Raw genomic sequence first — 26392 nt, forward strand, 5'->3', positions numbered from 1 at the left:
ATCGTTGTCGAAGGCACTCGACAACCATAGCAAAGCGAGCCTGATCCAGAGCGTCGCGATAATGATTTCAAAGGAGTGACCATGCGTTTTCTGCCTGGCCTGATCTGCCTGCTACCCCTTTTGAGCCCGTTGGCTCATGCCGAGCTGATTGATGACGTGAACGACCGCGGTGAATTGCGCATTGCCCTTGAGGCTAATACACCGCCCTTCAATTTCAAGAAAGACGGCAGCCTGACGGGCTTCGAAGTCGAATTGGGTCAAATGCTGGCCAGCGAACTGGATGTGCGCGCCGACTTTGTCGTCACTGACGCCAGTGACCTGCTGACCGGCGTGGAAAGCGGCAAGTACGACGTCGCCATCAATCACATTGCAGAGACCTCGGCGCTCAAGGATCGTTTCGATTTCAGCGAACCTTACATCAAGACCAATGCGCAATTGATCGCGCAGAAGGACGAGCCGCAATCGATCCTGCTGGTGCAGTCGCTGACGGAAGAAAAGCCCAAAGCCAACCCGGCCGTGAGCCTGGCGATTCCGTTCCAGAAGGGTAACCCGGCGTTTCACGCCAGCCTGGAAAGCGCGTTGCAGCGGATCAAGGCCGATGGCCGCCTGCAAGCGCTGGAGGAGAAATGGTTTGGGGCGGAATCGGGGGCGGCACCCAAGCCCTGAATTCGCGCAATAACCCTGTGGGAGCGGGCTTGCTCGCGAAAGCGGTGTGTCAGGCGATATGATTGTTGGCTGACACTACGCCTTCGCGAGCAAGCCCGCTCCCACATTGGTCCTGTGGTGGTAGTTAGTCGAGTGCTGCCAAGGATTCAGCTGCTTCGGCCAACTCCAGCTCGCTGAAGACCTGGACGCCATGGCGCCTGAGCAGCGCCGCCGTGACCCCTTCGCCAGTGACTTTCACCCCACTGAACGTCCCGTCATAGGTCAGCAGGTTGCCGCACGAGGGGCTGTTGGCCTTGAGCACGGCAATGCGGACGCCATGCCGTTGCACCAACTCCAGCGCCTGATAAGCCCCCGACAGAAACTGCGCGCTGACGTCCTCGCCCTCGGTGGTGATCACCGACGCCTGGCCATCCAGCACTTCACCGCCCTGCCCGCCCGGAATCTCCGCCGCCGCACGGGGCGTTGGCAGGCCACCGGCGACTTCCGGACACAACGGCACGACCCGACCTTCGTCGAGCCACGCCTGAAGCTGATCGAACGGCCCGCTGGCCCCGCCGTCGTAACGTACGCGGTGACCCAGCAGGCAGCGGCTTACCAGTATTTTCTGCATGATCAGAACGGCTCGTTGCCTCGACGGCGGAACCAGCCGGTCAACGACAGGCGCTCGCGGTTCGCAGGCAGGACTTCATGGGGCACCTCCCCCGACAGGAACACCACCAGGCATCCACCGACGGGTACCACATCGTATTGCTCAGCATCGTTCAGGTACATACGCAGCTGCCCCCCATGCTCCGGAAGCCAGGCGTCATTGAGGTAGACCACCGCCGACACCATGCGTCGGTCGTCGTCACGAAAACGGTCGACGTGCTTGAGGTAGAACGCTCCAGGTGGATACATCGCAAAATGGCTCTCGAAATCCTCCAGCCCCAGGAACAGGCCGCGGTTCAGCGCCTCGCGCAGGCTGTCCATCAAGCCCAGATAGCTGTCGCATACCTCGGCCTGGCCTGGCTCGATCCACTGGATATGATCACCGCGAATCCCCTCGCGGATCTCCGACGACGGGCCTCGCCCCACGGCGGCCGGGGCCAGCTCACCCTCGGCGGCACGTTTACGGCACTCGGCCGCCAGCGCTCGGGTCAGATCCTGAGACAGGAAAAAATTCTGCTGCGACCAACCGCTGGCGGCCAGGTCGTCGACGATTCGTAACAGCAGCGGGTGATCAGAAGGTATTTGCATGGCGCGCATAGTATTCCTGCGCCTGGAAATCCGACAGAGCCACGCAGCGGGTTGATACGAATTCTCGACAAGACTCTATGCCACACGGAGAATAGTCGCCTGCTGACAGGAGTCCCTATGCGCCGTTTGCTTTTCTCCCTGCTGATGCTCTGTGTGATGCCCGCCTGGGCAGACGGCCACGACCAACTGTACAAGGTCGCCGGCTGGCCAGAACAACGCGCGCATTTCAACGACGCCCTCTCGGCCGCCCAACAGCGCTTCCAAAGCAGCCTGCCACCCGCGGTGTTCCAGGCGTTGGTCGACAACAGCAATCAGCGTTTCAACCCCAAGGCTGTGGACCAGCGCGCCGAGGCGCAGTTGCGCAAGAACCTCGCCGATCCGAAACCGGCCCTGGCGTTCTTTCAATCACCCCTAGGCAAGAAGATCGTCGCCGCCGAATTGCTCGCCACCCGCCGCGATCAACTGGCGAAAAACGCCAAGGGCTTGCCCAAGATGCAGGCCAGCGATAGCCGCCTGTTGATCATCGGCCACCTGGCCCAGGCCCTGCCTGCACGCGAGGCCGGCGCGGAAGTCAGCCTGGCGATTGCCGGTGTCGCGGCCGACAGCCTCAGTTCGATGATTCCGGGGCTGCTCGGTGCAGGACAGGCCCAAGGCATGTTGAACGGGCAGCGTCAGCGCTTGATGGAGCAGATCGGCAGCGACCTGAACAACACGCTGCTGTACGTCTATCGCGATCTGTCGGATGAGGAACTGGAAGAGTTCGCCACCTTTGCCGAGTCGGCTGAAGGCAAGGCGTATTACCAGGCGGCGCTGGCGGCGATTCGGGCGGGGTTGGCGGTGGGGCAGAGTACTTCGAACCTGACCCAGTAATTTTCTGCGCCTGATCAATTGCGTTCGCGAGCAAGCCCGCTCCCACAGTGGACCGAGTTTTTCAGATAGACGCGGTCTAATGTGGGAGCGGGCTTGCTCGCGAAGAGGGCCGAATGGTCACACAGAATGGCGCCCCTTGATCCGCTTGCTCAAAAACCCGAAATACTCCCCGCGCAACACCAGCGTCTCATTCGCCAGATGATGCCGCGCCTCTGGCAGCAGCAATACCTGCGGCCGATCGAACTTGCCCCGCAGCACTTCAAGGTTGTGCTGCCAATCCACGGTCATGTCCGCCTGCCCCTGCACAATCAGCGGCCGGCGCGCGCTGGCCGGTGCCGCTTCGACGCGCTTGATCCAGCGCGCCAACGCTCCCACCCACGCCGTTGGCAGGCGTAGCGGCTGCAACGGGTCGGCTTGCAGGAATGGCAGGAAGGCCGGGTCGCCGGAGTTTTCGCTGAAGCGCCGGGCAATGGCTTTGACGAAAGGCCTGAGCAGGTAATAACTCACTTGCGACCAGCCCCACGCCCGTGGCCGCACCAGCGGCGCCAACAGGATCACCTGGCCCTGGGCCGGGCTGCTCGCCCCGGCATTGAGCACATGATCGACCACGATCGCGCCCCCCGTGCTTTGCCCGCACAAGTGCCACGGTTGCGGCAGGCCGATGGACAACGCCTCGGCGAACAATCCTTGCAGGGTGTCCTGATACTCGGCGAAATCCTTGATGCTCGCCCGCTCGCCACTGGACAGCCCATGGCCCGGCAAATCGCAGGCAATCACGGCGAAGCCCTGCTCCAGCGCCCACTCGATCACATGCCGGTAGAGACCGGTGTGGTCGTAGAAACCGTGAAAGACAAACAGCGTCGCCTTCACTTGCTCTGGCCACCAGACCTGGCTGACCACCTCATAACCATCGACCTTGAAACACCCCAGGCCGCTGCGGACATTGCGCGACGAAAAATCCAGCCCATAAAACCGCTGATAGGCCTGCGCCTCCGCTGACAAGGGCAGCGCCTGCGCCAGCGGCCGCAAGCTGGCACGCAGATGATCGGGGTCGAAGGTCACTGACATGGGCATTCCAGAGCGCGAAACGGACTTTATGGACCTGCGATATTCATCTGTCGCAGCAAGCATGGCAAGCTAGTCGACCTTCAAGGAGTGAACCCATGCGCTCGCCCTATCGCGCCGCCCTGCTCGCCAGCCTGCTTGCCCTCGTGTGCGCCGCAGTGCTGTGGGCCGCCTACGACTGGTTTCAGGGGCGCTACCTGCGGGCATTCAGCGAGCATACGGCGATGTTCTCCGGTGATCCGCTGCGCCTGCCCGACAACCTCGCCGGCCCCGGCGCCATCCGACTCGTGCACTTCTGGGACCCAGCCTGCCCGTGCAACGTCGGCAACCAGCAACACCTCAGCGAACTGGTTGAACTCTATGAGCCCCAGGGCGTGGAGTTTTATGCCGTGCAAAAGCCGGGCAGCCACGGCCAGTTGCCAGGCACCTTGAACACCTTGAAACCCATCAGCGTCCTGCCCGGCTCCGAACAGATCCCCGCCAGCCCCGCCGTGGCGATATGGGATCGCGCCGGCAAACTGGCGTACTTCGGGCCCTACAGCGAAGGCCTGACCTGCAACTCCAGCAACAGTTTTATCGAACCGATCCTGCAAGCGCTGAACCAGGGCCGCGAAGTGAATGCCACCCACACACTGGCCGTGGGGTGTTACTGCCCCTGGCCTGTCACCCCTACGCAGTAACGCAGACAGCCGACGAGAATCCCTCCTACGGGCGATGGGCCAAAACAGGCCTGTCGTGTTAAACAGTCTCGCCAGGGAATGCTGTCACCGATAACAATAAAAGGAGTCACCATGAAACGTAGCCTGACCGCGCTCGGTTTGCTGATCGTCGCGCTCGCCGCTGGCGGCGGCTGGTATGTCTACAGCAAGCAGCCGTCACGCCAGGGCATGGTGGAACTGCAGCACCTGCAAGGTTCGGTCACCGTGCGTTATGACGAGCGCGGCATCCCGCACATCCGCGCCGACAACGAAACCGACCTGTACCGCGCCCTCGGCTACGTCCACGCCCAGGATCGGCTGTTCCAGATGGAGGTCCTGCGACGCCTGGCCCGTGGCGAACTGGCCGAGGTACTCGGGCCGAAACTGCTCGACACCGACAAGCTCATGCGCAGCCTGCGCATTCGCGAACGCGCCGAAACCTACCTGGCCAACATGGACAAGCAATCACCCGCCTTTCTTGCCCTGCAGGCCTACCTGGACGGCATCAACCAGTACCAGGACAGCCACGCCAAACCGATAGAGTTCGATGTGCTGGGCATCGCCAAGCGCCCGTTCACCGCGCAGGACACCATCAGCATCGCCGGTTACATGGCCTACAGCTTTGCCGCGGCGTTTCGCACCGAACCGCTGCTGACCTACGTGCGCGATCAATTGGGTGGCGACTACCTGAGCGTCTTCGATCTCGACTGGCAGCCCAAGGGCGTGCTGGCAAACCAACACAACAAAGCCCCCTCACCTCTGGCCAGCGCCGACTGGAAAGACCTCAACGCCCTTGCCCGCCTGAGCGAACAGGCCCTGGCCGACAATGGCCTGCCACAATTCGAAGGCAGCAATGCCTGGGTGGTTTCCGGCAACCACACCAAAAGTGGCAAGCCGCTGCTGGCCGGTGACCCGCACATCCGCTTTTCCGCGCCGTCGGTGTGGTACGAAGCGCAGCTCTCGGCGCCGGGCTTCGAGCTCTATGGCCATTACCAGGCCTTGATGCCATTCGCGTCCCTGGGCATGAACCGCGACTTCGGCTGGAGCATCACCATGTTCCAGAACGATGACCTCGACCTGATCGCCGAAAAGGTCAATCCGGACAATCCCAACCAGGTCTGGTACCGCGGCAAGTGGGTGGACATGGTCAGCAGCGAGCAGCAGATCGCGGTGAAGGGCCAGGCACCGGTAACCCTGACGCTGCGCCAGTCACCCCACGGTCCGATCGTCAACGATGCGCTGGGCAAGGCCGGCGGCAAGACGCCGATCGCCATGTGGTGGGGGTTTCTCGAAAGCCAGAACCCGATCATCGAAGGCTTCTACCAGCTCAACCGCGCCGACACCCTGGCCAAGGCCCGTAGCGCGTCTGCGAAGGTCCAGGCGCCCGGCCTGAACATCGTCTGGGCCAACGCCAAGGGCGACATCGGCTGGTGGGCCGCGGCGCAACTGCCCAAGCGCCCTGCCGGAGTGAAGCCGTGGTTCATCCTCGATGGCAGCACCAGCGACGCCGACAAGGACGGATTTTACCCGTTCAGCGCCAACCCCCAGGAAGAGAACCCTGCACGGGGCTATATCGTCTCGGCCAACTTCCAGCCGCTGTCGCCGACGGGGATGGAGATCCCCGGTTACTACAACCTCGCCGACCGAGGCCAGCAGCTCAATCGCCAGCTCAGCGACAAGACCATCAAGTGGGACCTGGAAAACAGTCAGGCGCTGCAACTGGGCACCACCACCGCCTACGGCCCGCGCCTGTTGGCGCCCCTGCTGCCGACGCTGCGCGAAGTGGTCAGCGATCCTGCAGAGCTCAAGCTGGTGGAGCAGCTGTCCCAGTGGAAGGGTGACTACCCGCTGGACTCCACCAGTGCCACGCTGTTCAACCAGCTCCTGTTCGACCTGGCTGACGCGGCGATGCGCGATGAATTGGGCAATGATTTCTTCGAAACGCTGCTCTCAACCCGGGTGATCGATGCCGCACTGCCGCGCCTGGCGGCCACGGCGGATTCACCCTGGTGGGACAACCGCAATACCCCCGCCAAGGAAACCCGCGCCGATACCGTCAAGGTTGCCTGGCAGGCCAGCATCGCCCACCTCAAGACCACCCTGGGTGGCGATTTCTCGCAATGGCAATGGGGCAAGGCGCACACACTCACCCATGGTCATCCGCTGGGGCAGCAAAAGCCGCTGGACCGACTGTTCAATGTCGGGCCGTTCGCGGCTCCCGGCACCCATGAAGTGCCGAACAATCTCTCGGCCAAGATCGGCCCGGCGCCGTGGCCGGTGACGTACGGCCCATCGACCCGGCGCCTGATCGACTTCGCCGACCCGGCCCACAGCCTGACGGTCAACCCGGTCGGCCAGAGCGGCGTGCTGTTCGACAGGCACTTTGACGATCAGGCCGAGGCGTACATCGAGGGGATGTATTTCCAGGCGCATCTCAATGATGAAGAGGTGACGGCGAATACTCGGAGTACGTTGAAGCTGTTGCCGGCGCGTAGCGCCCAGTAGATTGTATTGGCTGGACTGGCCTCTTCGCGAGCAAGCCCGCTCCCACAGTTGAATTGCATTCCAATGTGGGAGCGGGCTTGCTCGCGAAGGCGTCCTCAAGAACACACAAATTTTCATACCTCAAACCACCGCCGCAAAATTCTGCCTGAACTGCTGCGGCGTCACCCCCAGCCTGCGGTTGAACACGCTGCGCATGTGCTGGGCATCGCGGAATCCGCACTGATAGGCCACGGTCTTGAGCGGCGCCAGGGTGCTTTCCAGCAGCACCCGCGCCGCATCCACCCGCGCCCGCTCGACAAACTCGGCCGGGGTGATTTTCGCCTCCTTGGCAAACACCCGGGAAAAGTTGCGGGCACTCATGTTGGCGGCATTGGCCAGGTCGGCGATGGTCAGGTCGCCTGTCAGGTTCGCCAACACGTAATGCTGAACCATCGCCACGGCGGAGGTCGGCTCAGCGTGAGGCGTAAGGAACGGGCTGAACTGTGATTGCCCACCCGAGCGCTGAGTGAACACCACCAATCGTTTTGCCACGCTCAAGGCCACGTCCGGCCCGTGATCGCGCCCCAGCAGATACAGCGACAGATCGATCCCCGCCGTCACCCCGGCCGAGGTGAACAGCTCGCCGTCCAGGACGTAAAGCCGATCGGCTTCGACCTGAGTCGTCGGACACAACTCAGCCAACGCAGCGGCATCGCCCCAATGGGTGGTCACCGTCCGCCCTTCCAGCAATCCCGCCCGGGCAAGCATGAACGCACCGTTGCAGATCGAGCCAAAACGCTGCGCCCGCGCGCAGGCATCGCGCAGCCAGGCATCGAACGCAGTGCCGAAGGACATGAAGGGCAATTGCGGTCCGCCGGCCACCAGCAGCAGGTCATAGGACGCCAGCGCTTCGCTGAAATGCCGGTGGGCGTTCAGCGCCAAACCGTTGGAACACGCCATCTCCCCGCGTTCCACGCCAATGACCTCGAGCAGGTAGTGATCCTCGGGGGCGAGGAAGCGGTTGGCTTCGGAAAACACATCCATGGGGCCGGTGACGTCCAGCGCCTGGACGCCGGCGAAGACCACGATGGCGACGGTTTTCTGCATGGTTCAAATACACCTTCAAAATTGAAAGAGATCACACGCCACCCTAGCCAAACCACGCTCTACAAGCGAGGTTGGCGCGATATGCATGCTCATTGGCAAGGATCGCAGCCATGGGTCGATTGTCCCGTTTGCCGGCCGCGAACAGACTTTAACCCTCAGCGCCGCTTCGGCGTCTACCTTGAGGAAAAGCCCATGAGCACCACCATCGCCGGCATCAAGATCCCCGACAGCGCCTTGGCCAAAGCCACCACCGAATACATCCGCGACATCGAGTCCGACCTGCTCTACCACCACTCGCGCCGGGTGTTCCTGTTCGGTGCGCTGAGCGGTGAACGCAAGCAACTGGCCTACAACCCGGAGCTTTTGTACGTGGGTGCGATGTTCCATGACCTGGGTCTGGTGGAAGGTTATCGCAGCGACAACGAGCGCTTCGAAGTCGACGGCGCCAACGCGGCGGCGGCGTTTCTCAAGCCCTACGGGTTCAGCGATGACGACATCGAGCAGGTCTGGCTGTCGATCGCCCTGCACACCACGCCGGGCGTGCCGCAACACCTGCGGCCAAACGTGGCGCTGGTAACCGCTGGTGTTGAAATGGACGTGCTGGGCATGGACTACGCGGCGTTTTCCACCGTGCAGCGTGAAGCGGTGGTGCATGCGCATCCACGGGGTGAGGGGTTCAAGGAGTGCATCATCTGCGCCTTTGCCGACGGCTTGCGCCATCGTCCGCAGACCACGTTTGGCAATGTGAAGACCGATGTATTGATGGATCAGGAGCCGGGGTTCAAGCCGATGAACTTTGTCGAGGTCATCCGCAAATCCCCTTGGGTAGCGTGAACGCCAAAAAAACCTGTGGGAGCGGGCTTGCTCGCGAAGGGGTCGTGTCAGTCAATAGAGATGTCGACTGACACACCGCTTTCGCGAGCAAGCCCGCTCCCACATGAGATCCCGGTTGACCATGATTCTGCGGCCAACCGGTCGAGACTTACGCCGCTTCCGGTGCCTGCGCGCGACGCACGTCCGGTTGCTTCCACGAATCGGCGGCGCTTTCTTCGATGGCTTGCTGGATCGCACGCTTGCGCGCTTCTTCGGCGCGACGGCTGAAGAACCAGACCAGGAAGGTCATCAGCGACACCGCCAGCAGAATCAGGCTGGCCACGGCGTTGATTTCCGGTTTCACACCCAGGCGCACCGCCGAGAACACTTCCATCGGCAAAGTGGTGGAACCCGGGCCCGACACGAAGCTCGCCAGCACCAGGTCATCCAGCGACAGGGCAAACGACATCATGCCGCCGGCACCCAGGGATGGCGCGATCATCGGGATGGTGATCAGGAAGAACACCTTCCACGGCCGTGCTCCCAGGTCCATCGCTGCTTCTTCGATGGACAGGTCCAGCTCACGCAAGCGCGCCGACACCACCACCGCCACATACGCCGCACAGAACGTGGTGTGGGCGATCCAGATGGTGACGATGCCACGTTCCTGTGGCCAGCCAATCATCTGCGCCATGGCCACGAACAGCAGCAACAGCGACAGACCGGTGATCACTTCGGGCATTACCAGCGGCGCGGTGACCAGGCCACCGAACAGGGTGCGACCCTTGAAGTGGGTGATCCGGGTCAGCACGAACGCGGCCAGCGTCCCCAGTGCGACTGCTGCAATCGCCGTGTAGCAGGCGATTTCCAGCGAGCGCAGCACCGAGCCCATCAGTTGGGTGTTGTCCATCAGGCCGACGTACCACTTGATCGACCAGCCGCCCCACACCGTCACCAGTTTCGAGGCGTTGAACGAGTAGATCACCAGGATCAGCATCGGCGCGTAGATGAACAGCAATCCCGCTACCAGCATGAAACTCGAGAAACGGAAGCGCTTCATTCCTTGCCCTCCATTTCTTTGGCTTGGCTACGGTTGAACAGGATGATCGGCACGATCAGGATCGCCAGCATCACCACCGCCAGGGCGGACGCCACCGGCCAGTCACGGTTGTTGAAGAACTCTTGCCAGAGCACTTTACCGATCATCAGGGTCTCCGGACCGCCGAGCAGTTCCGGGATCACGAACTCACCCACGACCGGGATGAACACCAGCATGCAGCCGGCGATGATGCCGTTCTTGGACAGCGGAATGGTGATCTTCCAGAAGCTGTTGAAGGTGCTCGAACCGAGGTCGGACGCGGCTTCCAGCAGGCTGTTGTCGTGCTTCACCAGGTTGGCGTACAGCGGCAGGATCATGAACGGCAGATAGGAATACACCACACCGATGTACACGGCGAGGTTGGTGTTGAGGATCTGCAGCGGCTCGTCGATCCAGCCCATGGTCATCAGGAAGCCGTTGAGCAGGCCGTTGTTGCTGAGGATGCCCATCCACGCGTAGACGCGGATCAGGATCGCGGTCCAGGTCGGCATCATGATCAGCAGCACCAGCACCGTTTGCAGCTCTTTGCGGGCACTGGCGATGGCGTAGGCCATCGGGTAGCCGATCAGCAGGCAGAGGATGGTGCTGATCAGCGCCATCTTCAACGAGCCGAGGTAGGCGGCGATGTACAACTCGTCGTCGCCGAGCATCGCGTAGTTGCCCAGGTTCAGCAGCACCTGCAGTTTCTGTTCGGCGTAGCTGTAGATCTCGGTGTACGGCGGAATGGCCACATCGGCTTCGGCGAAGCTGATCTTCAGGACGATGAAGAACGGCAACATGAAGAACAGGAACAGCCAGATGAAGGGAACCCCGATGACCAGCTGGCGGCCACCGGGAATTATTCGATTGAGGCGGCGTTTGAATTTGCGCATGTTCATGAGCGGAGTACCACGCCGCTATCGTCTTCCCAGTACACGTAGACCTGATCACCCCAGGTCGGCCGCTGGCCACGGCGCTCGGCGTTGGCGACGAACGACTGGACGATCTTGCCGCTCGGCAGCTCGACGTAGAACACCGAGTGGCCGCCCAGGTAGGCGATGTCGTGGACCTTGCCGCTGGACCAGTTGTATTCGCAGGTCGGCATGGTCGGGGTGACGAGCAGTTTTTCCGGACGGATCGCGTAGGTCACGGCCTTGTCCTGCACCGAGGTGCTGATGCCGTGGCCGACGTAGATCTTCCGGTCGAGGTCCTTGCAGGTGATGATCGCGTGGCCTTCGGCATCGTCGATCACTTCACCGTCGAAGATGTTGACGTTGCCGATGAATTCGCAGACCAGGCGGCTGGTCGGGGTTTCGTAGATGTCGATCGGGCTGCCGATCTGGGCGATCCAGCCCAGGTGCATGATCGCGATGCGCTCGGCCATGGTCATGGCCTCTTCCTGGTCGTGGGTCACCATGACGCAGGTTACGCCGACGCGCTCGATGATCTCCACCAGCTCCAGCTGCATTTGCGAACGCAGTTTTTTATCCAGCGCGCCCATCGGTTCGTCGAGCAACAGCAGCTTCGGCCGCTTGGCCAGGGAACGGGCCAGGGCCACACGCTGGCGCTGGCCACCGGACAACTGATGCGGCTTGCGCTTGGCGTACTGGCTCATCTGCACCAGCTTGAGCATGTCGGCCACGCGGGCATCGATTTCCGCAGACGGCAGCTTGTCCTGCTTGAGGCCGAAGGCGATGTTCTGCGCCACGGTCATGTGCGGGAACAGGGCGTAGGACTGGAACATCATGTTGATCGGCCGCTCGTACGGCGGCATGTCCGTGATGTCTACGCCATCGAGGAAAATGCGCCCCTCAGTCGGTCGTTCGAAGCCGGCGAGCATGCGCAGCAAAGTGGATTTGCCCGATCCCGAACCGCCGAGCAAGGCGAAGATCTCGCCTTTCTTGATTTCCAGGGACACATCGTCCACGGCAATCGTCTCGTCGAACTTCTTCGTGACCCGGTCGATTTTGACCAGCACCTGTTTAGGTGACTGGTCGCCCTCGAGGGCTTTCTTATAGGCGCCGGAGGCAACTGCCATTTACGAAACTCCCAGAAAAAAAGAGTGCAGTTCGCTCAAGGTGAGCCAACCTTGGATAGTTTGAGCCTTGAAGCTATTTGCCCGACTTGACCTTGGTCCAGCTGCGGGTCATCAAACGTTGAATGTTTGGCGGCAGTTCGATGGACACGTAGGTCTTGTCGAGGACCGATTGCGGTGGATAAACCGATTCGTCGGTGCGAATCGACTGTTCCATCAGCTTGTCCGACGCCGGGTTAGGGTTGGCGTAGCCAACGTAGTCACTGACCTGGGCGATCACCTCGGGTTTCAACAGATAGTTGATGAACGCGTGGGCTTCCTTGACGTTGGCGGCGTCCTTGGGAATCGCCAGCATGTCGAACCACAGCGCGCCGCCTTCCTTGGGAATCGAGTAGACGATGTCCACGCCTTTCTTGGCTTCGGCCGCGCGGTTGCGGGCCTGGAACATGTCGCCGGAGAAACCGATCGCCACGCAGATATCGCCGTTGGCCAGGTCCGCGATGTATTTGGAGGAGTGGAAGTAGGTCACGTAAGGCCGCACCGCCAGCAACTTGGCTTCAGCCTTCTTGTAGTCTTCGGGGTTGGTGCTGTTGGGATCCAGGCCCAGGTAGTTGAGGACCGTGGGCATCATTTCATCGGCGGAATCGAGGAACGCCACGCCGCAGCTTTGCAGCTTCTTGATGTTCTCCGGCTCGAAGACCGCGGCCCAGGAGTCGATCTTGTCGACGCCCAGCGCAGCCTTGATCTTTTCGGGGTTGTAACCGATGCCATTGGTGCCCCACAGGTACGGCACGGCGTACAGGTTACCCGGATCGTTTTGCTCCAGGCGCTTGAGCAGCACCGGGTCGAGGTTCGAATAATCCGGCAACTGCGACTTGTCGAGCTTCTGGAATGCCCCGGCCTTGATCTGCTTGCCGAGGAAGTGGTTGGACGGCACTACCACGTCGTAACCGGTGCGCCCGGCCAGCAACTTGCCTTCCAGGGTTTCGTTGGAATCGAATACGTCATACACCGGCTTGATTCCGGTGGCTTTCTGGAAGTCGGCCAGGGTGGTCTCGCCGATGTAATCCGACCAGTTATAAATATGCACGGTACCGGCAGCCTGGACACTGGCAGCGAGTGTCAGTCCGGCGCCGATCAACATGGCATTGCGCAACAAAGAAAAAATAGGCAAGTGGAGGTCCTCTAAAATGAGTTGGGCTCAAGTTGCCCCGTGTTACATGACAGCCATGGCTGCCTGGCAACTAAACCGGCGCGCAACTTACCCTCGAAAAACCGTTCCAGCAAACTTTATGAAGACCCTTGTAGGAGCGAGCTTGCTCGCGATGGTCGTCAACGATAACGCTGGGTGCCTGACACCCCGCGGCGTTGCGATTTTTTTCGCGAGCAAGCTCGCTCCTACAGAGGTTTTACTTACTCCTTATTTACCGGATTTGATCTTGGTCCAGCTGCGGGTCATGATCCGCTGGGTCGCGGCCGGCAGGTCGGCAATCGCGTACAGCTTGGCCAATACATCCGCCGGCGGGTAGATGCCCGGGTCGTCAGTGATTTCTTTATCAACCAATGGCGTAGCGGCGGCGTTACCGTTCGGGAAGCGTACGGCGTTGGTGATTTCAGCCATGATTTCCGGCTTCTGCAGGAAGGTCATGAACTTGTAGGCGCCTTCGACGTTTTCGGCATCTTTAGGGATGGCGACCATGTCGTAGAAGCTGCCTGCACCTTCTTTCGGAATGTTGTAGCTGACTTTCACCTTGTCGCCGGCTTCAGCCGCGCGGGACTTGGCCTGATAGATGTCACCCGAGTAACCCACGGCCACGCAGATGTTGCCGTTGGCCAGGTCGGAGATGTACTTGGACGAGTGGAAGTAGCCTACCGAAGGACGGATTTTCAGGAACAGCGCTTCAGCTTCGGCCAGTTGTTTCTTGTCCTGGCTGTCGGTTGGATAGCCCAGGTAGTGCAATGCCACCGGAATCATCTCGGTCGGCGAGTCGAGGAAACTGATACCGCACGACTTCAACTTGGCGGCGTTTTCAGGTTTGAACAGCAGATCCCAGGAATTGGTCGGTGCGTCGGCACCCAGCGCAGCCTTGACCTTCTCGGCGTTGAAGCCGATACCGATCGAACCCCACATGTACGGGAAAGCGTGTTCGTTACCCGGGTCGCTGACCGACACGGCCTTGAGCAGGTCAGTGTTCAGGTTTTTCCAGTTAGGCAGCTTGGACTTGTCCAGCTTCTGGTAAACGCCGGCCTTGATCTGCTTGGCCAGGAAGTTGTTCGACGGTACGACGATGTCGTAACCGGACTTGCCTGCCAGCAACTTGGCTTCGAGTGTTTCGTTACTGTCGAAGACGTCATAGACGACTTTGATACCCGACTCGTCTTCGAACTTTTTAATGGTGTCCGGGGCGATGTAATCGGACCAGTTATACACGTGCAGAACTTTGTCATCCGCCTGAACCGCGCCCGCCATCAAGCCCATCAGGGACATGGCGAGGAGGGTCTTGCCAGCAAGCTTTTTTCCTAATGCCTTCATGCGTAATGCTCCAAATTTTTCTTTTTTGAACCACTTTGTTCAGCGGCCGAACCCGGACAACTGGAACCGCGGCTAGTCTGGCAAGATCCGAGGCGGTCTTTCAAGGAAAGGCCAGCCTTTCTCACGGCTCCGGGCGAAAGTTTCATGCCTTGCGCCCAGAGCCTAGCACTTAGGCCTGCAACGCACTCAGGGTCAGGTCCAGGCACTTGCGCGCCTTGGTCACCAACTCATCGATTTCCGCAGGCGTAATCACCAGCGGTGGCGCGATGATCATGGTGTCGCCCACGGCACGCATGATCAGCCCGTTATCGAAGCAGAACTGCCGGCAGATCATGCCGACGCCCTTGCCTTCATAGCGCTTGCGAGTGGCCTTGTCCTGAACCAGTTCGATCGCCCCCAGCAGACCGACCCCACGAACTTCCCCTACCAGAGGATGATCGTTGAGTTCACGCAAACGTTTCTGCAAATACGGTGCCGTTTCAGCGTGGACGCGCTCGATAATTTTTTCATCGCGCATGATGCGGATGTTTTCCAGCGCCACTGCCGCGGCCACCGGGTGCCCGGAATAGGTGAAGCCGTGGTTGAAGTCGCCACCTTCGTTGAGCACGTCCACCACTTCGTCGCGCACGATCAGGCCACCCATGGGGATGTAGCCGGAGGTCAGGCCCTTGGCGATGGTCATCATGTCTGGCTTGAGGTCGTAGAAATCGCTGCCAAACCACTCGCCGGTACGGCCGAAACCGCAGATCACTTCGTCCGCCACGAACAGGATGTCGTACTTGGCGAGAATTTCCTTGATGCGCGGCCAGTAGCTGTCTGGCGGAATGATCACACCGCCAGCGCCCTGGATCGGCTCGGCAATAAAGGCGCCGACATTGTCCACGCCGACTTCGAGGATTTTATCTTCCAGCTGGTTGGCCGCCCAGATCCCGAACTCTTCAGGGGTCATATCGCCGCCTTCCGCGAACCAGTACGGCTGGGCGATGTGGACGATGCCCGGAATCGGCAAGTCGCCCTGTTCGTGCATGTAGGTCATGCCACCCAGGCTCGCCCCGGCCACGGTGGAACCGTGATAACCGTTCTTGCGGCTGATGATGACTTTCTTCTTCGGCTGGCCCTTGATCGCCCAGTAGTGACGAACCATGCGCAGCATGGTGTCGTTGCCTTCAGAGCCGGAACCGGTGAAGAACACGTGGTTCATGCCTTCTGGCGCGACATCGGCGATGGCCTTGGCCAGCTCCAGTACCGGCGGGTGGGCGGTCTGGAAGAACAGGTTGTAGTACGGCAGTTCGCGCATCTGCTTGCTGGCGGCATCGGCCAGTTCATCGCGACCGTAACCGATGGCCACGCACCACAGGCCGGCCATGCCGTCGAGGATCTTGTTGCCTTCGCTGTCCCACAGGTAGACGCCCTTGGCATTGGTGATGATCCGCGGGCCTTTCTCTTTCAGCTGCTTGAAGTCGCTGAACGGAGCCAGGTGGTGATCATTGCTCAGGGTTTGCCATTCACGGGTTTGCGGATTGTTGCTGGTCATACCAATCTCCTAAAAAATCCAGGTGAGAGCGCCACCCGACAACGGCGGCGCCCGGCGCATCAGACGGCAAAAAGCAGGAATTCCCGTTCCCACGAACTGATGACGCGCTTGAAGTTTTCATGCTCGGCCCGCTTGACCGCGACGTAGCCAGTGATGAAATTCTTGCCCAGGTAACGCTCGATGGTTGCGCTGTTTTCCATGCGCTCGAGCGCGTCTTCGATGGTCAGTGGCAGGCGCAGGTTGCGGCGCTCATAACCACGGCCCACCACCGGCGCGCTCGGGTTCAGGCCCTCGACCATGCCGATGTAGCCGCACAGCAAGCTCGCGGCAATGGCCAGGTACGGGTTGGCATCGGCGCCCGGCAGGCGGTTTTCCACGCGACGGTTCTGTGGCCCGGCATCCGGCACCCGCAGGCCCACGGTGCGGTTCTCTTCGCCCCACTCCACGTTCACCGGCGCCGAGGTGTCCGGCAGGAAGCGGCGGAACGAATTGACGTTGGGGGCGAACAGCGGCAGCAGTTCCGGAATCAGCTTCTGCAAACCACCGATGTGGTTGAGGAACAGCTGGCTCATGGTCCCGTCTTCATTGGAGAAGATGTTCTTGCCGGTCTCCATGTCGATGATGCTCTGGTGCAGGTGCATAGCGCTGCCAGGCTCGCCGGTCATCGGCTTGGCCATGAAGGTCGCGGCCACGTTGTGCTTGAGTGCGGCCTCGCGCATGGTGCGCTTGAACACCAGGATCTGGTCGGCCAGGGACAGGGCATCGCCGTGACGGAAGTTGATCTCCATCTGTGCCGTGCCGTCCTCGTGGATCAGCGTGTCGAGATCCAGTTCCTGCAGTTCGCACCAGTCATAGACGTCCTCGAACAGCGGATCGAACTCGTTCGCCGCCTCGATGGAGAACGACTGGCGACCGATTTCCGGGCGACCGGAACGGCCGACCGGTGGCTGCAACGGATAATCCGGGTCGTCACTGCGCTTGGTCAGGTAGAACTCCATCTCCGGCGCCACGATTGGCTGCCAGCCCCGGTCGGCATAGAGCTTGAGGACCTTCTTGAGCACGTTGCGCGGCGACAGCTCGATCGGGTTGCCCTGCTTGTCGTAGGTGTCGTGGATCACCTGGGCGGTCGGTTCGATGGCCCATGGCACCAGGAACACTGCGTTCTGGTCGGGACGGCAGATCATGTCGATGTCGGCCGGGTCGAGCAGCTCGTAATAGATGTCGTCTTCGACATAGTCGCCGGTCACGGTCTGCAGCAGAACGCTCTCGGGCAGGCGCATGCCCTTTTCGGCGATGAATTTGTTGGTCGGCGAGATCTTGCCCCGGGTGATCCCGGTCAAGTCGGCGATCATGCATTCGACTTCTGTGATCTTGTGGTCTTTCAACCAATCGGTGAGCTGGTCGAGGTTGTTACTCATAAATGCCTCTAGGCTTTGAGTTTCCTGACTCTTGGGAGTCAGGCAGTAGTTGACGCATCGGCGTCGCGTTGAAATGCAAGTTTGCGCCAGGCTATCGTGCTTGTGTGTACTTCTGCGCATGACAGGCGTGCAGAATCGCGAGCGGTGCCCTGCACGATGGCCGAGCCGCTATTGTGAATCGGTTCTATATTGAATGGAGTAACCGTAATGGGTGTGCCGTCGAGACCGTCCAGAATATCGGACGGGGTCGGTCGATCCGCCAGGGACGGGAAGATCACCGACAGGTCCGGAGCCGCTGCGGCCACGGCGCTGACGCAGGTGTCGCCACTGCTGTGATAAGCATACAGACCGATCTGCAAAGAGCAGGCGGTGACGCCGATTATCGGCAGGCGAGACATGAAGCACCCCGGTATTATTGCTGTTATGGGTTTGATTCGAGCTTAGCCTTGTTCATTTTTTTACACAACACCCCCGTAAAAAATACAACACGGCCCGCTCAAGCCTGCGGGCGTCAAACGGCCAAGGGGGGTAAAAACGCCCCAAAGCGCCTCAAAAAAGCCACACGAGCGCTTTTTTAGGGCAAAAAAGGCCTCGCTTGACTTCGGCAAGCCGTTCGGGTTGACTGGAATCCGAAAAGATCAATGATTGATATTTTTAACAACAAAGGTGTTGCATCATGTCGGTACCCCCGCGTGCCGTTCAGCTTAACGAAGCGAACGCGTTCCTTAAGGAACATCCTGAGGTTCTGTACGTTGACCTTCTGATTGCGGATATGAATGGTGTGGTGCGCGGCAAGCGCATCGAACGCACCAGCCTCCACAAGGTTTACGAGAAAGGCATCAACCTGCCGGCCTCTCTATTTGCTCTGGATATCAACGGCTCCACGGTGGAAAGCACCGGCCTGGGCCTGGACATCGGCGACGCCGATCGAATCTGCTATCCAATCCCCGATACCCTGTGCAACGAGCCATGGCAGAAGCGCCCCACCGCGCAACTGTTGATGACCATGCACGAACTCGAAGGTGATCCTTTCTTCGCCGACCCGCGGGAAGTCCTGCGACAAGTCGTGACCAAGTTCGATGAAATGGGCCTGACCATCTGCGCCGCGTTCGAACTGGAGTTCTACCTGATCGACCAGGAGAACGTGAACGGTCGTCCGCAACCGCCGCGCTCGCCGATCTCCGGCAAACGCCCGCACTCGACACAGGTCTACCTGATCGACGACCTCGACGAATACGTCGACTGCCTCCAGGACATCCTGGAAGGTGCGAAAGAGCAAGGCATCCCGGCCGACGCCATCGTCAAGGAAAGTGCCCCGGCGCAGTTCGAAGTGAACCTGCACCACGTGGCCGACCCGATCAAGGCTTGCGACTACGCCGTACTGCTCAAGCGCCTGATCAAGAACATCGCCTACGACCATGAAATGGACACCACCTTCATGGCCAAGCCTTACCCGGGCCAGGCGGGCAACGGTCTGCACGTGCACATTTCGATTCTCGACAAGGACGGCAAGAATATTTTTGCCAGTGAGGATCCCGAGCAGAACGCCGCGCTGCGTCACGCGATCGGCGGTGTGCTCGAGACCCTACCGGCGCAGATGGCTTTCCTCTGCCCGAACGTCAACTCCTACCGTCGATTCGGCGCGCAGTTCTATGTGCCGAACTCCCCGTGCTGGGGCCTGGACAACCGCACTGTGGCGATTCGCGTACCCACCGGCTCCGCCGATGCCGTGCGTATCGAACACCGTGTGGCCGGCGCCGACGCCAACCCGTACCTGCTGATGGCTTCGGTCCTGGCAGGCGTGCACCACGGCCTGGTCAACAAGATCGAGCCGAACGCACCGGTCGAAGGCAACAGCTACGAGCAGAACGAGCAGAGCCTGCCGAACAACCTGCGCGATGCGTTGCGCGAGCTGGACGACAGCGAGGTCATGGCCAAGTACATCGATCCGAAATACATCGATATCTTCGTGGCCTGCAAGGAGAGTGAGCTGGAGGAGTTTGAACACTCCATCTCCGACCTTGAGTACAACTGGTACCTGCATACCGTTTAAGTGGTTGCAGTGAAAAGAAACGCCGTCGGCCGCAAAGCCTGCGGCGTTTTTTTATGGGTAATTTCAGTTGCACCGAGTCGCCTGCTTCGCGAGCAAGCCCGCTCCCACATTTGTCCTGCGTACACAGTTCAAGTGTGGGAGCGGGCTTGCTCGCGAAGGCGTCCTGGCAGACAACACAGATACCTGCTCGTACAATGCCCCCTGCCCCGCAGGAGACTCCAATGACGCGCACCGCCACCGCTCGCAAACCCCGCGCCCGCAGCCAGGCCCGGATCGATTCGATACTCGACGCCGCCCGCACGCTGCTGGCCGCCGAGGGCGTGGCCAGTCTGTCGATCTACAGTGTCGCCGAACGCGCGCAGATCCCACCCTCCTCCGTCTACCACTTCTTCGCCAGCGTCCCGTCCCTGCTCGAAGCGCTGACCGCTGACGTCCACGCGGCCTTCCGCGCCTGCCTGCAAGCACCCATCGACCATGGCGCCTTGAGCGGCTGGCGTGACCTGTCGCGACTGGTGGAGCAACGCATGCTCGAGATCTACAGCGAAGACGCCGCCGCCCGGCAACTCATCCTCGCCCAACACGGCCTGACCGAAGTGACCCAGGCCGACCGCCAGCACGACATCGAACTGGGCGACCTGATGCACAAGCTGTTCGACCACCACTTCGAGCTGCCGAAGCTGCCGAACGATGTCGATGTGTTTGCCCTGGCCATGGAGCTCGGTGATCGGGTGTATGCGCGCTCGGTGCAGCAGCATGGGCAGATCACGCCGCGCATGGCCGAGGAAGGGATGCGGGTGTTCGATGCGTACCTGGGGCTGTATTTGCCGCCTTACCTGCCCAAGCGCGTTGCGCTTTAAAAGATCGCAGCCTGCGGCAGCTCCTACAGAGGAATCCGTTCCCCTGTAGGAGCTGCCGCAGGCTGCGATCTTTTGACTTTGAAAACACCGGCGATCACAACTTGGCGATCGACACCTCGGTGGATTTCACGAACGCGATCACTTCGCTGCCCACCGCCAGCTCCAGCTCTTTCACCGAACGAGTGGTGATCACCGACGTGACGATCCCGGAAGCGGTCTGCACGTCGATTTCCGACAGCACATCGCCCAGAACGATTTCCTTGATCGAGCCTTTGAACTGGTTGCGTACGTTGATGGCCTTGATAGTCATGATATTGATTCCTGTCGTTGATTGAGGCTTGAGTTATTGAGCCCAACGCAACTGCGTAGGCAAGGGTGAAACAGGTTCCGGTTCCGGCGGTTGGCCGGGCAGTGACAGCACGCGGTTGAGCACTTCGGTTTCCAGTGCCGCCAGCCGGTGGGAGCCACGAACCCGAGGGCGCGGCAGTTCCACGTGCAGGTCCAGGCCCACTTCGCCGTCTTCGATCAGGATCACCCGATCGGCAATTGCCACCGCTTCACTGACGTCGTGGGTCACCAGCAACACGGTGAAGCCGTGCTGTTGCCAGAGCCGCTCGATCAGCTGCTGCATCTCGATTCGCGTGAGCGCATCCAGGGCGCCCAATGGCTCGTCAAGCAACAGCAAGCGCGGTTGGTGGATCAATGCGCGAGCCAACGCCACCCGTTGCTTCTGCCCACCGGACAGGGCCGCCGGCCACTCGTTGGCGCGATCCGCCAGGCCGACCGCTTCCAGCGCTTCCAGCGCCTTTGGCCGCCAGTTGCCCGTGAGTCCCAGGCCGACGTTGTCGATGATCTTTTTCCACGGCAACAGACGCGCTTCCTGGAACATCAAGCGAGTGTCTTCCCGCGCCTCACTCAGCGGCGCGGAGCCGGCCAGCAATTCACCACCGGTAGGCTTGTCGAGGCCCGCGAGCAAACGCAGCAAGGTGCTTTTGCCACAGCCACTGCGACCGACCACCGCGACGAACTGACCCGCCGGAATGTGCAGGTCGATCTCACGCAGCACCTGCCGCGAGCCGAAAGTTTTTTGCAGCTTGCGCACCGCCAGCGGAATTCCGCGCAGCAAGCGTGGAGGTTGTTGAGCAGTCATGCGGCACCTCCCTTGACGACCTGATAAGCCGGATGCCAGCGCAGCCACACACGTTCAAGTCCACGGGCGGCGAGGTCGGCCAGTTTGCCGAGCACCGCGTAGAGCAGAATCGCCAGTACCACCACGTCGGTCTGCAGGAACTCCCGGGCGTTCATCGCCAGGTAGCCAATGCCGGAACTGGCGGAAATGGTTTCCGCGACGATCAGCGTCAGCCACATGAAACCCAGGGCAAAACGCACACCGACCAGGATCGAGGGCAGCGCCCCCGGCAGGATCACCTGGCGGAACAGGCTGAAGCCGGACAGACCATAGCTGCGCGACATTTCCACCAACGCCGGATCGACGTTGCGGATGCCGTGATAAGTGTTGAGGTAGATCGGGAACAAGGTGCCCAACGCTACCAGGAAAATCTTCGCCGACTCGTCGATGCCGAACCACAGGATCACCAGTGGAATCAACGCCAGGTGCGGCACGTTGCGGATCATCTGCACCGAGCTGTCGAGCAGGCGCTCGCCCCATTTCGACAGGCCGGTGATAAAACCCAGGGTCAGGCCGATGCCGCCGCCGATCGCGAAACCCAGCGCCGCGCGCCAGCCGCTGATTGCCAGGTGCGTCCAGATTTCGCCGCTGCGCACCAGGTTCACACCGGCTTCGATCACGGCAATGGGCGCCGGCAGAATCCGCGTCGACAACCAGCCCGCCGACACCGACAACTGCCACACCGCCAAGAGCAAGACTGGCAACGCCCAGGGCGCAAGGCTGTGAATGATCTTCTTCATGGCGCGCCTCAGCTCTGGGACGCGGCTTTAGGGAGAATGTCGTTGGCGACCATCTCGCCAAACGGGCTGACGTAGCCGGTGCTTTTCGGTAGCTCCGGACGTTCGATATCCAGGTGCGGGAACAGCAGCTCGGCGACGCGATACGACTCTTCCAGGTGTGGATAACCGGAGAAGATAAAAGTGTCGATCCCCAGGTCCGCGTATTCCTTCACGCGCGCCGCAACGGTCGGGCCGTCACCCACCAGCGCTGTGCCGGCACCGCCGCGCACCAGGCCGACACCGGCCCACAGGTTGGGACTGACTTCCAGGTTGTCGCGATTGCCGCCGTGCAGCGCGGCCATGCGTTGCTGGCCAACGGAATCGAAGCGCGCCAGCGAAGCCTGGGCGCGAGCGATGGTGTCGTCGTCCAGGTGCGAGATCAATCGATCAGCCGCTTGCCAGGCCCCGGCGTTGGTTTCACGCACGATCACATGCAGGCGAATACCGAAGCGCACGGTGCGCCCGAGCTTGGCGGCCTTGGCGCGCACCTGGGCGATTTTCTCGGCAACGGCGGCCGGTGGCTCACCCCAGGTCAGGACCATTTCGACCTGCTCGGCTGCGAGGTCTTGCGCCGCTTCCGACGAACCGCCGAAGTACAGCGGCGGACGCGGTTGCTGGATCGGTGGATAGAGCAACTTGGCGCCCTTCACGCTGATGTGCTGGCCGTCGTAGTCGACGGTTTCGCCTTCCAGCACCCGACGCCAGATGCGGGTGAATTCCACCGAGGCCTGGTAGCGCTCTTCATGGCTGAGGAACAGACCGTCGCCGGCTAACTCTTCTGGATCGCCCCCGGTGACCAGGTTGAACAGCGCACGACCGCCGGACAGACGATCCAGGGTCGCGGCCTGCCGCGCTGCCACCGTCGGGGAAATGATCCCGGGGCGCAGGGCGACGAGGAATTTCAAACGCTGGGTCACCGGGATCAGCGACGCCGCCACCAGCCACGAGTCTTCGCAGGAACGCCCGGTGGGAATCAGCACCCCGCCGAAGCCCAGTCGATCCGCCGCTTGCGCGACCTGTTGCAGGTAACCGTGATCGACGGCGCGAGCGCCTTCGGCGGTGCCAAGGTAATGGCCGTCGCCGTGGGTAGGCAGGAACCAGAAGATATTGAGGCTCATGGAGTGGTCTCCTTGGGGGTTCGAATTTACTGGGCTTTGGTTACTGAGCTTTGGGCAACGGCCGCCGGTGGCGTCCAGATCACGTCTTTGATACTCAGCGGCTTGGGAATCAGCTTGAGCTGGTAGAAGCTGTCGGCGATTTTCTGCTGGGCGGCGACCACTTCCGGGGTCAGGAACAACGCGCCGTAGCCCTGGCGTTTCACCGAAGTCAGGGTGATGTCCGCCGGCAGGCCGAGCAGTGGCGAAACCTGTTTGGTCACGTCTTCAGGGTTGGCTTTGGACCATTCGCCGACTGCCCGCACTTCTTCCACGAGGGTCTTGATCACCTCAGGATTTTTCTGCGCATAGGGCTTGGTGGCGAGGTAGAACTGGTGGTTGTCGACGATGCCCTGGCCATCGCGCAGGGTGTGCGCTTGCAGCTGCTGTTCGGCGGCGGCCTGGTAAGGGTCCCAGATGACCCAGGCATCGACGCTGCCACGCTCGAACGCGGCGCGGGCATCGGACGGCGGCAGGAAGACGGTCTGGATATCGGTGTATTTGAGCCCGGCGTCTTCCAGGGCGCGCACCAGCAGGTAGTGCACGTTGGAGCCTTTGTTCAGCACGACTTTCTTGCCCTTGAGGTCCTTCACCGATTTGATCGGCGAGTCCTTCGGCACCAGGATCGCTTCGCTGTGCGGCGCTGGCGGTTCGTCGGCGACGTAGAGCAGATCCGCGCCCGCTGCCTGGGCGAACACGGGCGGGGTTTCGCCGGTGACGCCGAAGTCGATGGAGCCGACGTTCAGGCCTTCGAGCAGTTGCGGGCCGCCGGGGAATTCAGTCCATTGCACGTCGACGCCTTGGGCGGCGAGGCGTTTTTCCAGGGTGCCTTTGGCTTTGAGCAGCACCAGGGTGCCGTATTTCTGATAACCGATACGGAGTGTCTCGGCTTGAGCTTGTGTAATGGCGCCGAAGGTGACAGCCGCAGCAAACAGAGCGACCAGACCGCGACGCAAAATGACAGGGCGCATGGCGCTCTCCTTTTTGCAGTGGGGTTTTGGCTGCACCTGCTTGCCCGTTGGCGGGCGAGTAAGGCCAGTACTTCAAATTTCGATGAGGTTTAAATGCTCCAGCGAGCACTCAACAAACGATCATTCAACAGGTTCGGATCGAGCGGCCTGGACCGTCGTGCCATGGCGCTGAAAAACAGCTCCAGCGACTCGTCCAGTCGTTGCTCCAGCTCCGGCGCCAACTGCGCCAGGGCGCTGCCTTCGCCATAGGCGATCTGGCTGTCGACGGCGAAAATCCCTTGCAGCAGCTCCTGGGCCTTCAATGCCGACAGCACCGGCTTGAGGGCATAATCCACCGCCAGCATGTGGGCAATGCTGCCCCCCGTGGCCATCGGCAGCACCACCTTGTGGCTCAGGGCGCGTTCGGGCAGCAGGTCCAGCACGGTTTTCAGGGCTCCGGAAAACGAAGCCTTGTACACCGGCGTGGCGATCAGCAGGCCATCGGCGTTTTCAATCTGTTGCAGCAGATCGACGACCTTCGGGCTGTCGAAGCGTGCGTGCAGCAAGTCTTCGGCCGGGAAGTCCCGTACCTGATAACTCACCACTTCCACGCCCCGCTCTTGTAACCAACGTCGGGAGCGATCCAGCAGCACCCCGGATCGGGAGCGCTGGCTGGGACTGCCACCCAGTGAGACGACCAGCATTGAGAGACTTCCTTAAACGGTGTTGGCGATTCGCGGCTTGCGATCTCGCTTTGATGCAGTGACCTTAACAGGTGATTTATATATCTATAAATCATATTTATTCATTTGGTTATTCGTTTAAGAGATATGCGAGTCAGTTTCTTCCAGGCAAAAAACAGGCCGTTAAAACGACCTGAAATCCCCTGCTTTATGGATGCATTTCACTCTTGACACTGCGTTGCCTGACCCGCCGCCTTCGCGAGCAAGCCCGCTCCCACAGGGGGTACGCGGTCACTGTGGGAGCGGGCTTGCTCGCGAAGGCGGCATCTGCCACAGCACAAAGCTCAATGACTCATTTGTTTGGCTGCGGCGTCAGGCGCAGGTACGGTTTCACTGCGCGATAGCCCTTGGGAAAACGCTGGCGGATTTCATCTTCATCCTTGAGCGACGGCACGATCACCACCTCGTCACCGTCCTGCCAGTTGGCCGGGGTGGCCACCTTGTAGTTGTCGGTGAGTTGCAGCGAGTCGATCACCCGCAGGATTTCATGGAAGTTGCGCCCGGTGCTCGCCGGGTAGGTGATGGTCAGCCGGACCTTTTTGTTCGGGTCGATCACGAACAGCGAACGCACCGTCAGGGTGTCGTTGGCGTTCGGATGGATCAGGTCGTACAGGTCCGAGACCTTGCGGTCGGCGTCGTCGAGAATCGGGAAATTGACCAGGGTGCCCTGGGTTTCGTTGATGTCTTCGATCCACTTGTGGTGCGATTCCACCGGGTCGACGGACAGGGCGATGGCCTTGACCCCACGCTTGGCGAATTCATCTTTCAGCTTGGCGGTGAAGCCCAGCTCCGTGGTGCACACCGGCGTGAAGTCGGCCGGATGGGAAAACAGCACACCCCAGCTATCGCCCAGCCACTGGTGGAACTGGATAGCACCAGCGCTGGAATTCTGTTCGAAATCGGGGGCGATATCGCCGAGTCTGAGGCCCATGGTGCTGCTCCTTGTGAGTGCTGGATGAGCTCAACTGTGCCTGTATTTTTTATCTATTAAAAAGAATAAATATCGATTTATTTAGCACTAAATTGAATATTAAACTTCTCTTCACTGGACGCGCGAAGCCATCGCGCCGAACATCGGCCCCAAGGTTCGAGAAGGCCTTGAGTTGCTGCAAAAGAGGGGACTTTCCTGG

General features: G+C 60.8%; 25 protein-coding genes and 1 pseudogene. 7 read left to right on the forward strand and 19 right to left on the reverse strand.

Translation table 11 applies throughout. The features are described from left to right. Positions 1 to 81: 81 nt before the first annotated feature. Positions 82 to 666, forward strand: coding sequence for a transporter substrate-binding domain-containing protein (locus DKB71_RS31775; protein WP_274073611.1), 585 nt, complete (start codon positions 82 to 84; stop codon positions 664 to 666). 124 nt (positions 667 to 790) lie between these two features. On the opposite strand, the gene DKB71_RS31780 is transcribed toward DKB71_RS31775, so the two are convergent. Further along, positions 791 to 1276: a DUF523 domain-containing protein gene (locus tag DKB71_RS31780; protein ID WP_408599265.1), complete on the reverse strand. Its 486-nt coding sequence runs from the start codon at positions 1274 to 1276 to the stop codon at positions 791 to 793. A gap of 2 nt (positions 1277 to 1278) precedes the next feature. Beyond that, a complete protein-coding gene (locus DKB71_RS31785; RefSeq protein ID WP_408599266.1) occupies positions 1279 to 1911 on the reverse strand; it encodes a 2OG-Fe(II) oxygenase in 633 nt (210 codons plus the stop codon). A gap of 108 nt (positions 1912 to 2019) precedes the next feature. Between DKB71_RS31785 and DKB71_RS31790 the strand changes: the two genes are divergently transcribed. Beyond that, positions 2020 to 2772 (forward strand): DUF2059 domain-containing protein, encoded by a 753-nt coding sequence (locus DKB71_RS31790; RefSeq protein WP_408599267.1) that lies wholly within the window; start codon positions 2020 to 2022, stop codon positions 2770 to 2772. Positions 2773 to 2889: 117 nt separating this feature from the next. Here the strand turns inward: DKB71_RS31790 and DKB71_RS31795 are convergent, their stop codons facing one another. Then, on the reverse strand, positions 2890 to 3840 hold the full coding sequence (locus tag DKB71_RS31795; RefSeq protein WP_408599268.1) for an alpha/beta hydrolase: 951 nt from the start codon (positions 3838 to 3840) through the stop codon (positions 2890 to 2892). A gap of 95 nt (positions 3841 to 3935) precedes the next feature. Here DKB71_RS31795 and DKB71_RS31800 point away from each other — a divergent pair, with 95 nt between their 5' ends. Together DKB71_RS31800 and DKB71_RS31805 are read left to right on the forward strand one after the other, a co-directional pair. After that, a complete protein-coding gene (locus DKB71_RS31800; RefSeq protein WP_323606653.1) occupies positions 3936 to 4517 on the forward strand; it encodes a DUF6436 domain-containing protein in 582 nt (193 codons plus the stop codon). A 111-nt stretch (positions 4518 to 4628) separates the two neighbouring features. Beyond that, on the forward strand, positions 4629 to 7040 hold the full coding sequence (locus tag DKB71_RS31805; RefSeq protein ID WP_408599269.1) for a penicillin acylase family protein: 2412 nt from the start codon (positions 4629 to 4631) through the stop codon (positions 7038 to 7040). A 120-nt stretch (positions 7041 to 7160) separates the two neighbouring features. Here DKB71_RS31805 and DKB71_RS31810 read toward each other — a convergent pair whose 3' ends face one another. Next, positions 7161 to 8126: a GlxA family transcriptional regulator gene (locus DKB71_RS31810; protein ID WP_408599270.1), complete on the reverse strand. Its 966-nt coding sequence runs from the start codon at positions 8124 to 8126 to the stop codon at positions 7161 to 7163. Between the two features lie 192 nt (positions 8127 to 8318). On the opposite strand from DKB71_RS31810, the gene DKB71_RS31815 reads away from it, so the two are divergent. Beyond that, on the forward strand, positions 8319 to 8960 hold the full coding sequence (locus DKB71_RS31815; RefSeq protein WP_406592318.1) for an HD domain-containing protein: 642 nt from the start codon (positions 8319 to 8321) through the stop codon (positions 8958 to 8960). A gap of 148 nt (positions 8961 to 9108) precedes the next feature. Here DKB71_RS31815 and DKB71_RS31820 read toward each other — a convergent pair whose 3' ends face one another. From DKB71_RS31820 to DKB71_RS31855, 8 genes and pseudogenes are all read right to left on the reverse strand, one after another. Next, a complete protein-coding gene (locus DKB71_RS31820) occupies positions 9109 to 9999 on the reverse strand; it encodes an ABC transporter permease subunit (protein ID WP_274073620.1) in 891 nt (296 codons plus the stop codon). Continuing rightward, positions 9996 to 10877, reverse strand: a complete 882-nt coding sequence (locus DKB71_RS31825; RefSeq protein WP_274073867.1) for an ABC transporter permease subunit — start codon at positions 10875 to 10877, stop codon at positions 9996 to 9998. The genes DKB71_RS31820 and DKB71_RS31825 overlap by 4 nt, the downstream gene beginning before the upstream one ends. A gap of 35 nt (positions 10878 to 10912) precedes the next feature. Then, positions 10913 to 12055: an ABC transporter ATP-binding protein gene (locus DKB71_RS31830; RefSeq protein ID WP_274073621.1), complete on the reverse strand. Its 1143-nt coding sequence runs from the start codon at positions 12053 to 12055 to the stop codon at positions 10913 to 10915. A 73-nt stretch (positions 12056 to 12128) separates the two neighbouring features. Further along, complete coding sequence (locus DKB71_RS31835) at positions 12129 to 13226, reverse strand: polyamine ABC transporter substrate-binding protein (RefSeq protein WP_274073622.1); 1098 nt, start codon at positions 13224 to 13226, stop codon at positions 12129 to 12131. A gap of 246 nt (positions 13227 to 13472) precedes the next feature. Next, a complete protein-coding gene (locus DKB71_RS31840; protein WP_406592317.1) occupies positions 13473 to 14585 on the reverse strand; it encodes a polyamine ABC transporter substrate-binding protein in 1113 nt (370 codons plus the stop codon). A gap of 169 nt (positions 14586 to 14754) precedes the next feature. Beyond that, positions 14755 to 16119 carry an aspartate aminotransferase family protein gene (locus DKB71_RS31845; protein ID WP_408599271.1) on the reverse strand — a complete coding sequence of 455 codons (1365 nt, stop codon included), beginning with the start codon at positions 16117 to 16119 and terminating at the stop codon, positions 14755 to 14757. Between the two features lie 59 nt (positions 16120 to 16178). After that, complete coding sequence (locus DKB71_RS31850; RefSeq protein ID WP_274073625.1) at positions 16179 to 17537, reverse strand: glutamine synthetase family protein; 1359 nt, start codon at positions 17535 to 17537, stop codon at positions 16179 to 16181. 125 nt (positions 17538 to 17662) lie between these two features. Then, positions 17663 to 17935: pseudogene (locus DKB71_RS31855) on the reverse strand (gamma-glutamyl-gamma-aminobutyrate hydrolase family protein); the annotation flags it as partial. 278 nt (positions 17936 to 18213) lie between these two features. Here DKB71_RS31855 and DKB71_RS31860 point away from each other — a divergent pair. After that, positions 18214 to 19590 (forward strand): glutamine synthetase family protein, encoded by a 1377-nt coding sequence (locus DKB71_RS31860; RefSeq protein ID WP_274073626.1) that lies wholly within the window; start codon positions 18214 to 18216, stop codon positions 19588 to 19590. A 221-nt stretch (positions 19591 to 19811) separates the two neighbouring features. Then, positions 19812 to 20447, forward strand: coding sequence for a TetR/AcrR family transcriptional regulator (locus DKB71_RS31865; RefSeq protein ID WP_323625683.1), 636 nt, complete (start codon positions 19812 to 19814; stop codon positions 20445 to 20447). A gap of 94 nt (positions 20448 to 20541) precedes the next feature. On the opposite strand, the gene DKB71_RS31870 is transcribed toward DKB71_RS31865, so the two are convergent. The 7 genes from DKB71_RS31870 to DKB71_RS31900 all read right to left on the reverse strand — a co-directional run bounded on the left by DKB71_RS31870 (position 20542) and on the right by DKB71_RS31900 (position 26193). Beyond that, entirely contained in the window at positions 20542 to 20757 is a 216-nt protein-coding gene (locus DKB71_RS31870) for a molybdopterin-binding protein (protein ID WP_007967989.1), read from the reverse strand. Between the two features lie 33 nt (positions 20758 to 20790). Further along, positions 20791 to 21597 carry an aliphatic sulfonates ABC transporter ATP-binding protein gene (gene ssuB, locus DKB71_RS31875; protein ID WP_408599272.1) on the reverse strand — a complete coding sequence of 269 codons (807 nt, stop codon included), beginning with the start codon at positions 21595 to 21597 and terminating at the stop codon, positions 20791 to 20793. Continuing rightward, the gene (gene ssuC, locus DKB71_RS31880) at positions 21594 to 22376 is read right to left on the reverse strand and encodes an aliphatic sulfonate ABC transporter permease SsuC (protein ID WP_274073629.1); all 783 of its coding nucleotides are present in this window, start codon (positions 22374 to 22376) and stop codon (positions 21594 to 21596) included. Before ssuC ends, ssuB begins: the two co-directional genes overlap by 4 nt. An 8-nt stretch (positions 22377 to 22384) precedes the next feature. Then, positions 22385 to 23533, reverse strand: coding sequence for an FMNH2-dependent alkanesulfonate monooxygenase (ssuD, locus tag DKB71_RS31885; protein ID WP_408599273.1), 1149 nt, complete (start codon positions 23531 to 23533; stop codon positions 22385 to 22387). A 26-nt stretch (positions 23534 to 23559) separates the two neighbouring features. After that, positions 23560 to 24540, reverse strand: a complete 981-nt coding sequence (locus DKB71_RS31890) for a sulfonate ABC transporter substrate-binding protein (RefSeq protein ID WP_408599274.1) — start codon at positions 24538 to 24540, stop codon at positions 23560 to 23562. 89 nt (positions 24541 to 24629) lie between these two features. Further along, complete coding sequence (gene ssuE / locus DKB71_RS31895) at positions 24630 to 25223, reverse strand: NADPH-dependent FMN reductase (protein ID WP_408599275.1); 594 nt, start codon at positions 25221 to 25223, stop codon at positions 24630 to 24632. Positions 25224 to 25554: 331 nt separating this feature from the next. Further along, positions 25555 to 26193 (reverse strand): peroxiredoxin, encoded by a 639-nt coding sequence (locus tag DKB71_RS31900; protein ID WP_274073633.1) that lies wholly within the window; start codon positions 26191 to 26193, stop codon positions 25555 to 25557. Positions 26194 to 26392 lie beyond the last annotated feature (199 nt).

It is taken from the genome of Pseudomonas sp. PLMAX (assembly GCF_046042685.1).
Classification (GTDB): domain Bacteria; phylum Pseudomonadota; class Gammaproteobacteria; order Pseudomonadales; family Pseudomonadaceae; genus Aquipseudomonas; species Aquipseudomonas putida_AE.

Coding starts and splice junctions, on each gene's coding strand:
- DKB71_RS31775 (WP_274073611.1), top strand. CDS start 82: ATGCGTTTTCTGCCTGGCCTGATCTGCCTGCTACCCCTTTTGAGCCCG.
- DKB71_RS31780 (WP_408599265.1), bottom strand. CDS start 1,276: ATGCAGAAAATACTGGTAAGCCGCTGCCTGCTGGGTCACCGCGTACGT.
- DKB71_RS31785 (WP_408599266.1), bottom strand. CDS start 1,911: ATGCGCGCCATGCAAATACCTTCTGATCACCCGCTGCTGTTACGAATC.
- DKB71_RS31790 (WP_408599267.1), top strand. CDS start 2,020: ATGCGCCGTTTGCTTTTCTCCCTGCTGATGCTCTGTGTGATGCCCGCC.
- DKB71_RS31795 (WP_408599268.1), bottom strand. CDS start 3,840: ATGTCAGTGACCTTCGACCCCGATCATCTGCGTGCCAGCTTGCGGCCG.
- DKB71_RS31800 (WP_323606653.1), top strand. CDS start 3,936: ATGCGCTCGCCCTATCGCGCCGCCCTGCTCGCCAGCCTGCTTGCCCTC.
- DKB71_RS31805 (WP_408599269.1), top strand. CDS start 4,629: ATGAAACGTAGCCTGACCGCGCTCGGTTTGCTGATCGTCGCGCTCGCC.
- DKB71_RS31810 (WP_408599270.1), bottom strand. CDS start 8,126: ATGCAGAAAACCGTCGCCATCGTGGTCTTCGCCGGCGTCCAGGCGCTG.
- DKB71_RS31815 (WP_406592318.1), top strand. CDS start 8,319: ATGAGCACCACCATCGCCGGCATCAAGATCCCCGACAGCGCCTTGGCC.
- DKB71_RS31820 (WP_274073620.1), bottom strand. CDS start 9,999: ATGAAGCGCTTCCGTTTCTCGAGTTTCATGCTGGTAGCGGGATTGCTG.
- DKB71_RS31830 (WP_274073621.1), bottom strand. CDS start 12,055: ATGGCAGTTGCCTCCGGCGCCTATAAGAAAGCCCTCGAGGGCGACCAG.
- DKB71_RS31840 (WP_406592317.1), bottom strand. CDS start 14,585: ATGAAGGCATTAGGAAAAAAGCTTGCTGGCAAGACCCTCCTCGCCATG.
- DKB71_RS31845 (WP_408599271.1), bottom strand. CDS start 16,119: ATGACCAGCAACAATCCGCAAACCCGTGAATGGCAAACCCTGAGCAAT.
- DKB71_RS31850 (WP_274073625.1), bottom strand. CDS start 17,537: ATGAGTAACAACCTCGACCAGCTCACCGATTGGTTGAAAGACCACAAG.
- DKB71_RS31860 (WP_274073626.1), top strand. CDS start 18,214: ATGTCGGTACCCCCGCGTGCCGTTCAGCTTAACGAAGCGAACGCGTTC.
- DKB71_RS31865 (WP_323625683.1), top strand. CDS start 19,812: ATGACGCGCACCGCCACCGCTCGCAAACCCCGCGCCCGCAGCCAGGCC.
- DKB71_RS31870 (WP_007967989.1), bottom strand. CDS start 20,757: ATGACTATCAAGGCCATCAACGTACGCAACCAGTTCAAAGGCTCGATC.
- ssuB (WP_408599272.1), bottom strand. CDS start 21,597: ATGACTGCTCAACAACCTCCACGCTTGCTGCGCGGAATTCCGCTGGCG.
- ssuC (WP_274073629.1), bottom strand. CDS start 22,376: ATGAAGAAGATCATTCACAGCCTTGCGCCCTGGGCGTTGCCAGTCTTG.
- ssuD (WP_408599273.1), bottom strand. CDS start 23,533: ATGAGCCTCAATATCTTCTGGTTCCTGCCTACCCACGGCGACGGCCAT.
- DKB71_RS31890 (WP_408599274.1), bottom strand. CDS start 24,540: ATGCGCCCTGTCATTTTGCGTCGCGGTCTGGTCGCTCTGTTTGCTGCG.
- ssuE (WP_408599275.1), bottom strand. CDS start 25,223: ATGCTGGTCGTCTCACTGGGTGGCAGTCCCAGCCAGCGCTCCCGATCC.
- DKB71_RS31900 (WP_274073633.1), bottom strand. CDS start 26,193: ATGGGCCTCAGACTCGGCGATATCGCCCCCGATTTCGAACAGAATTCC.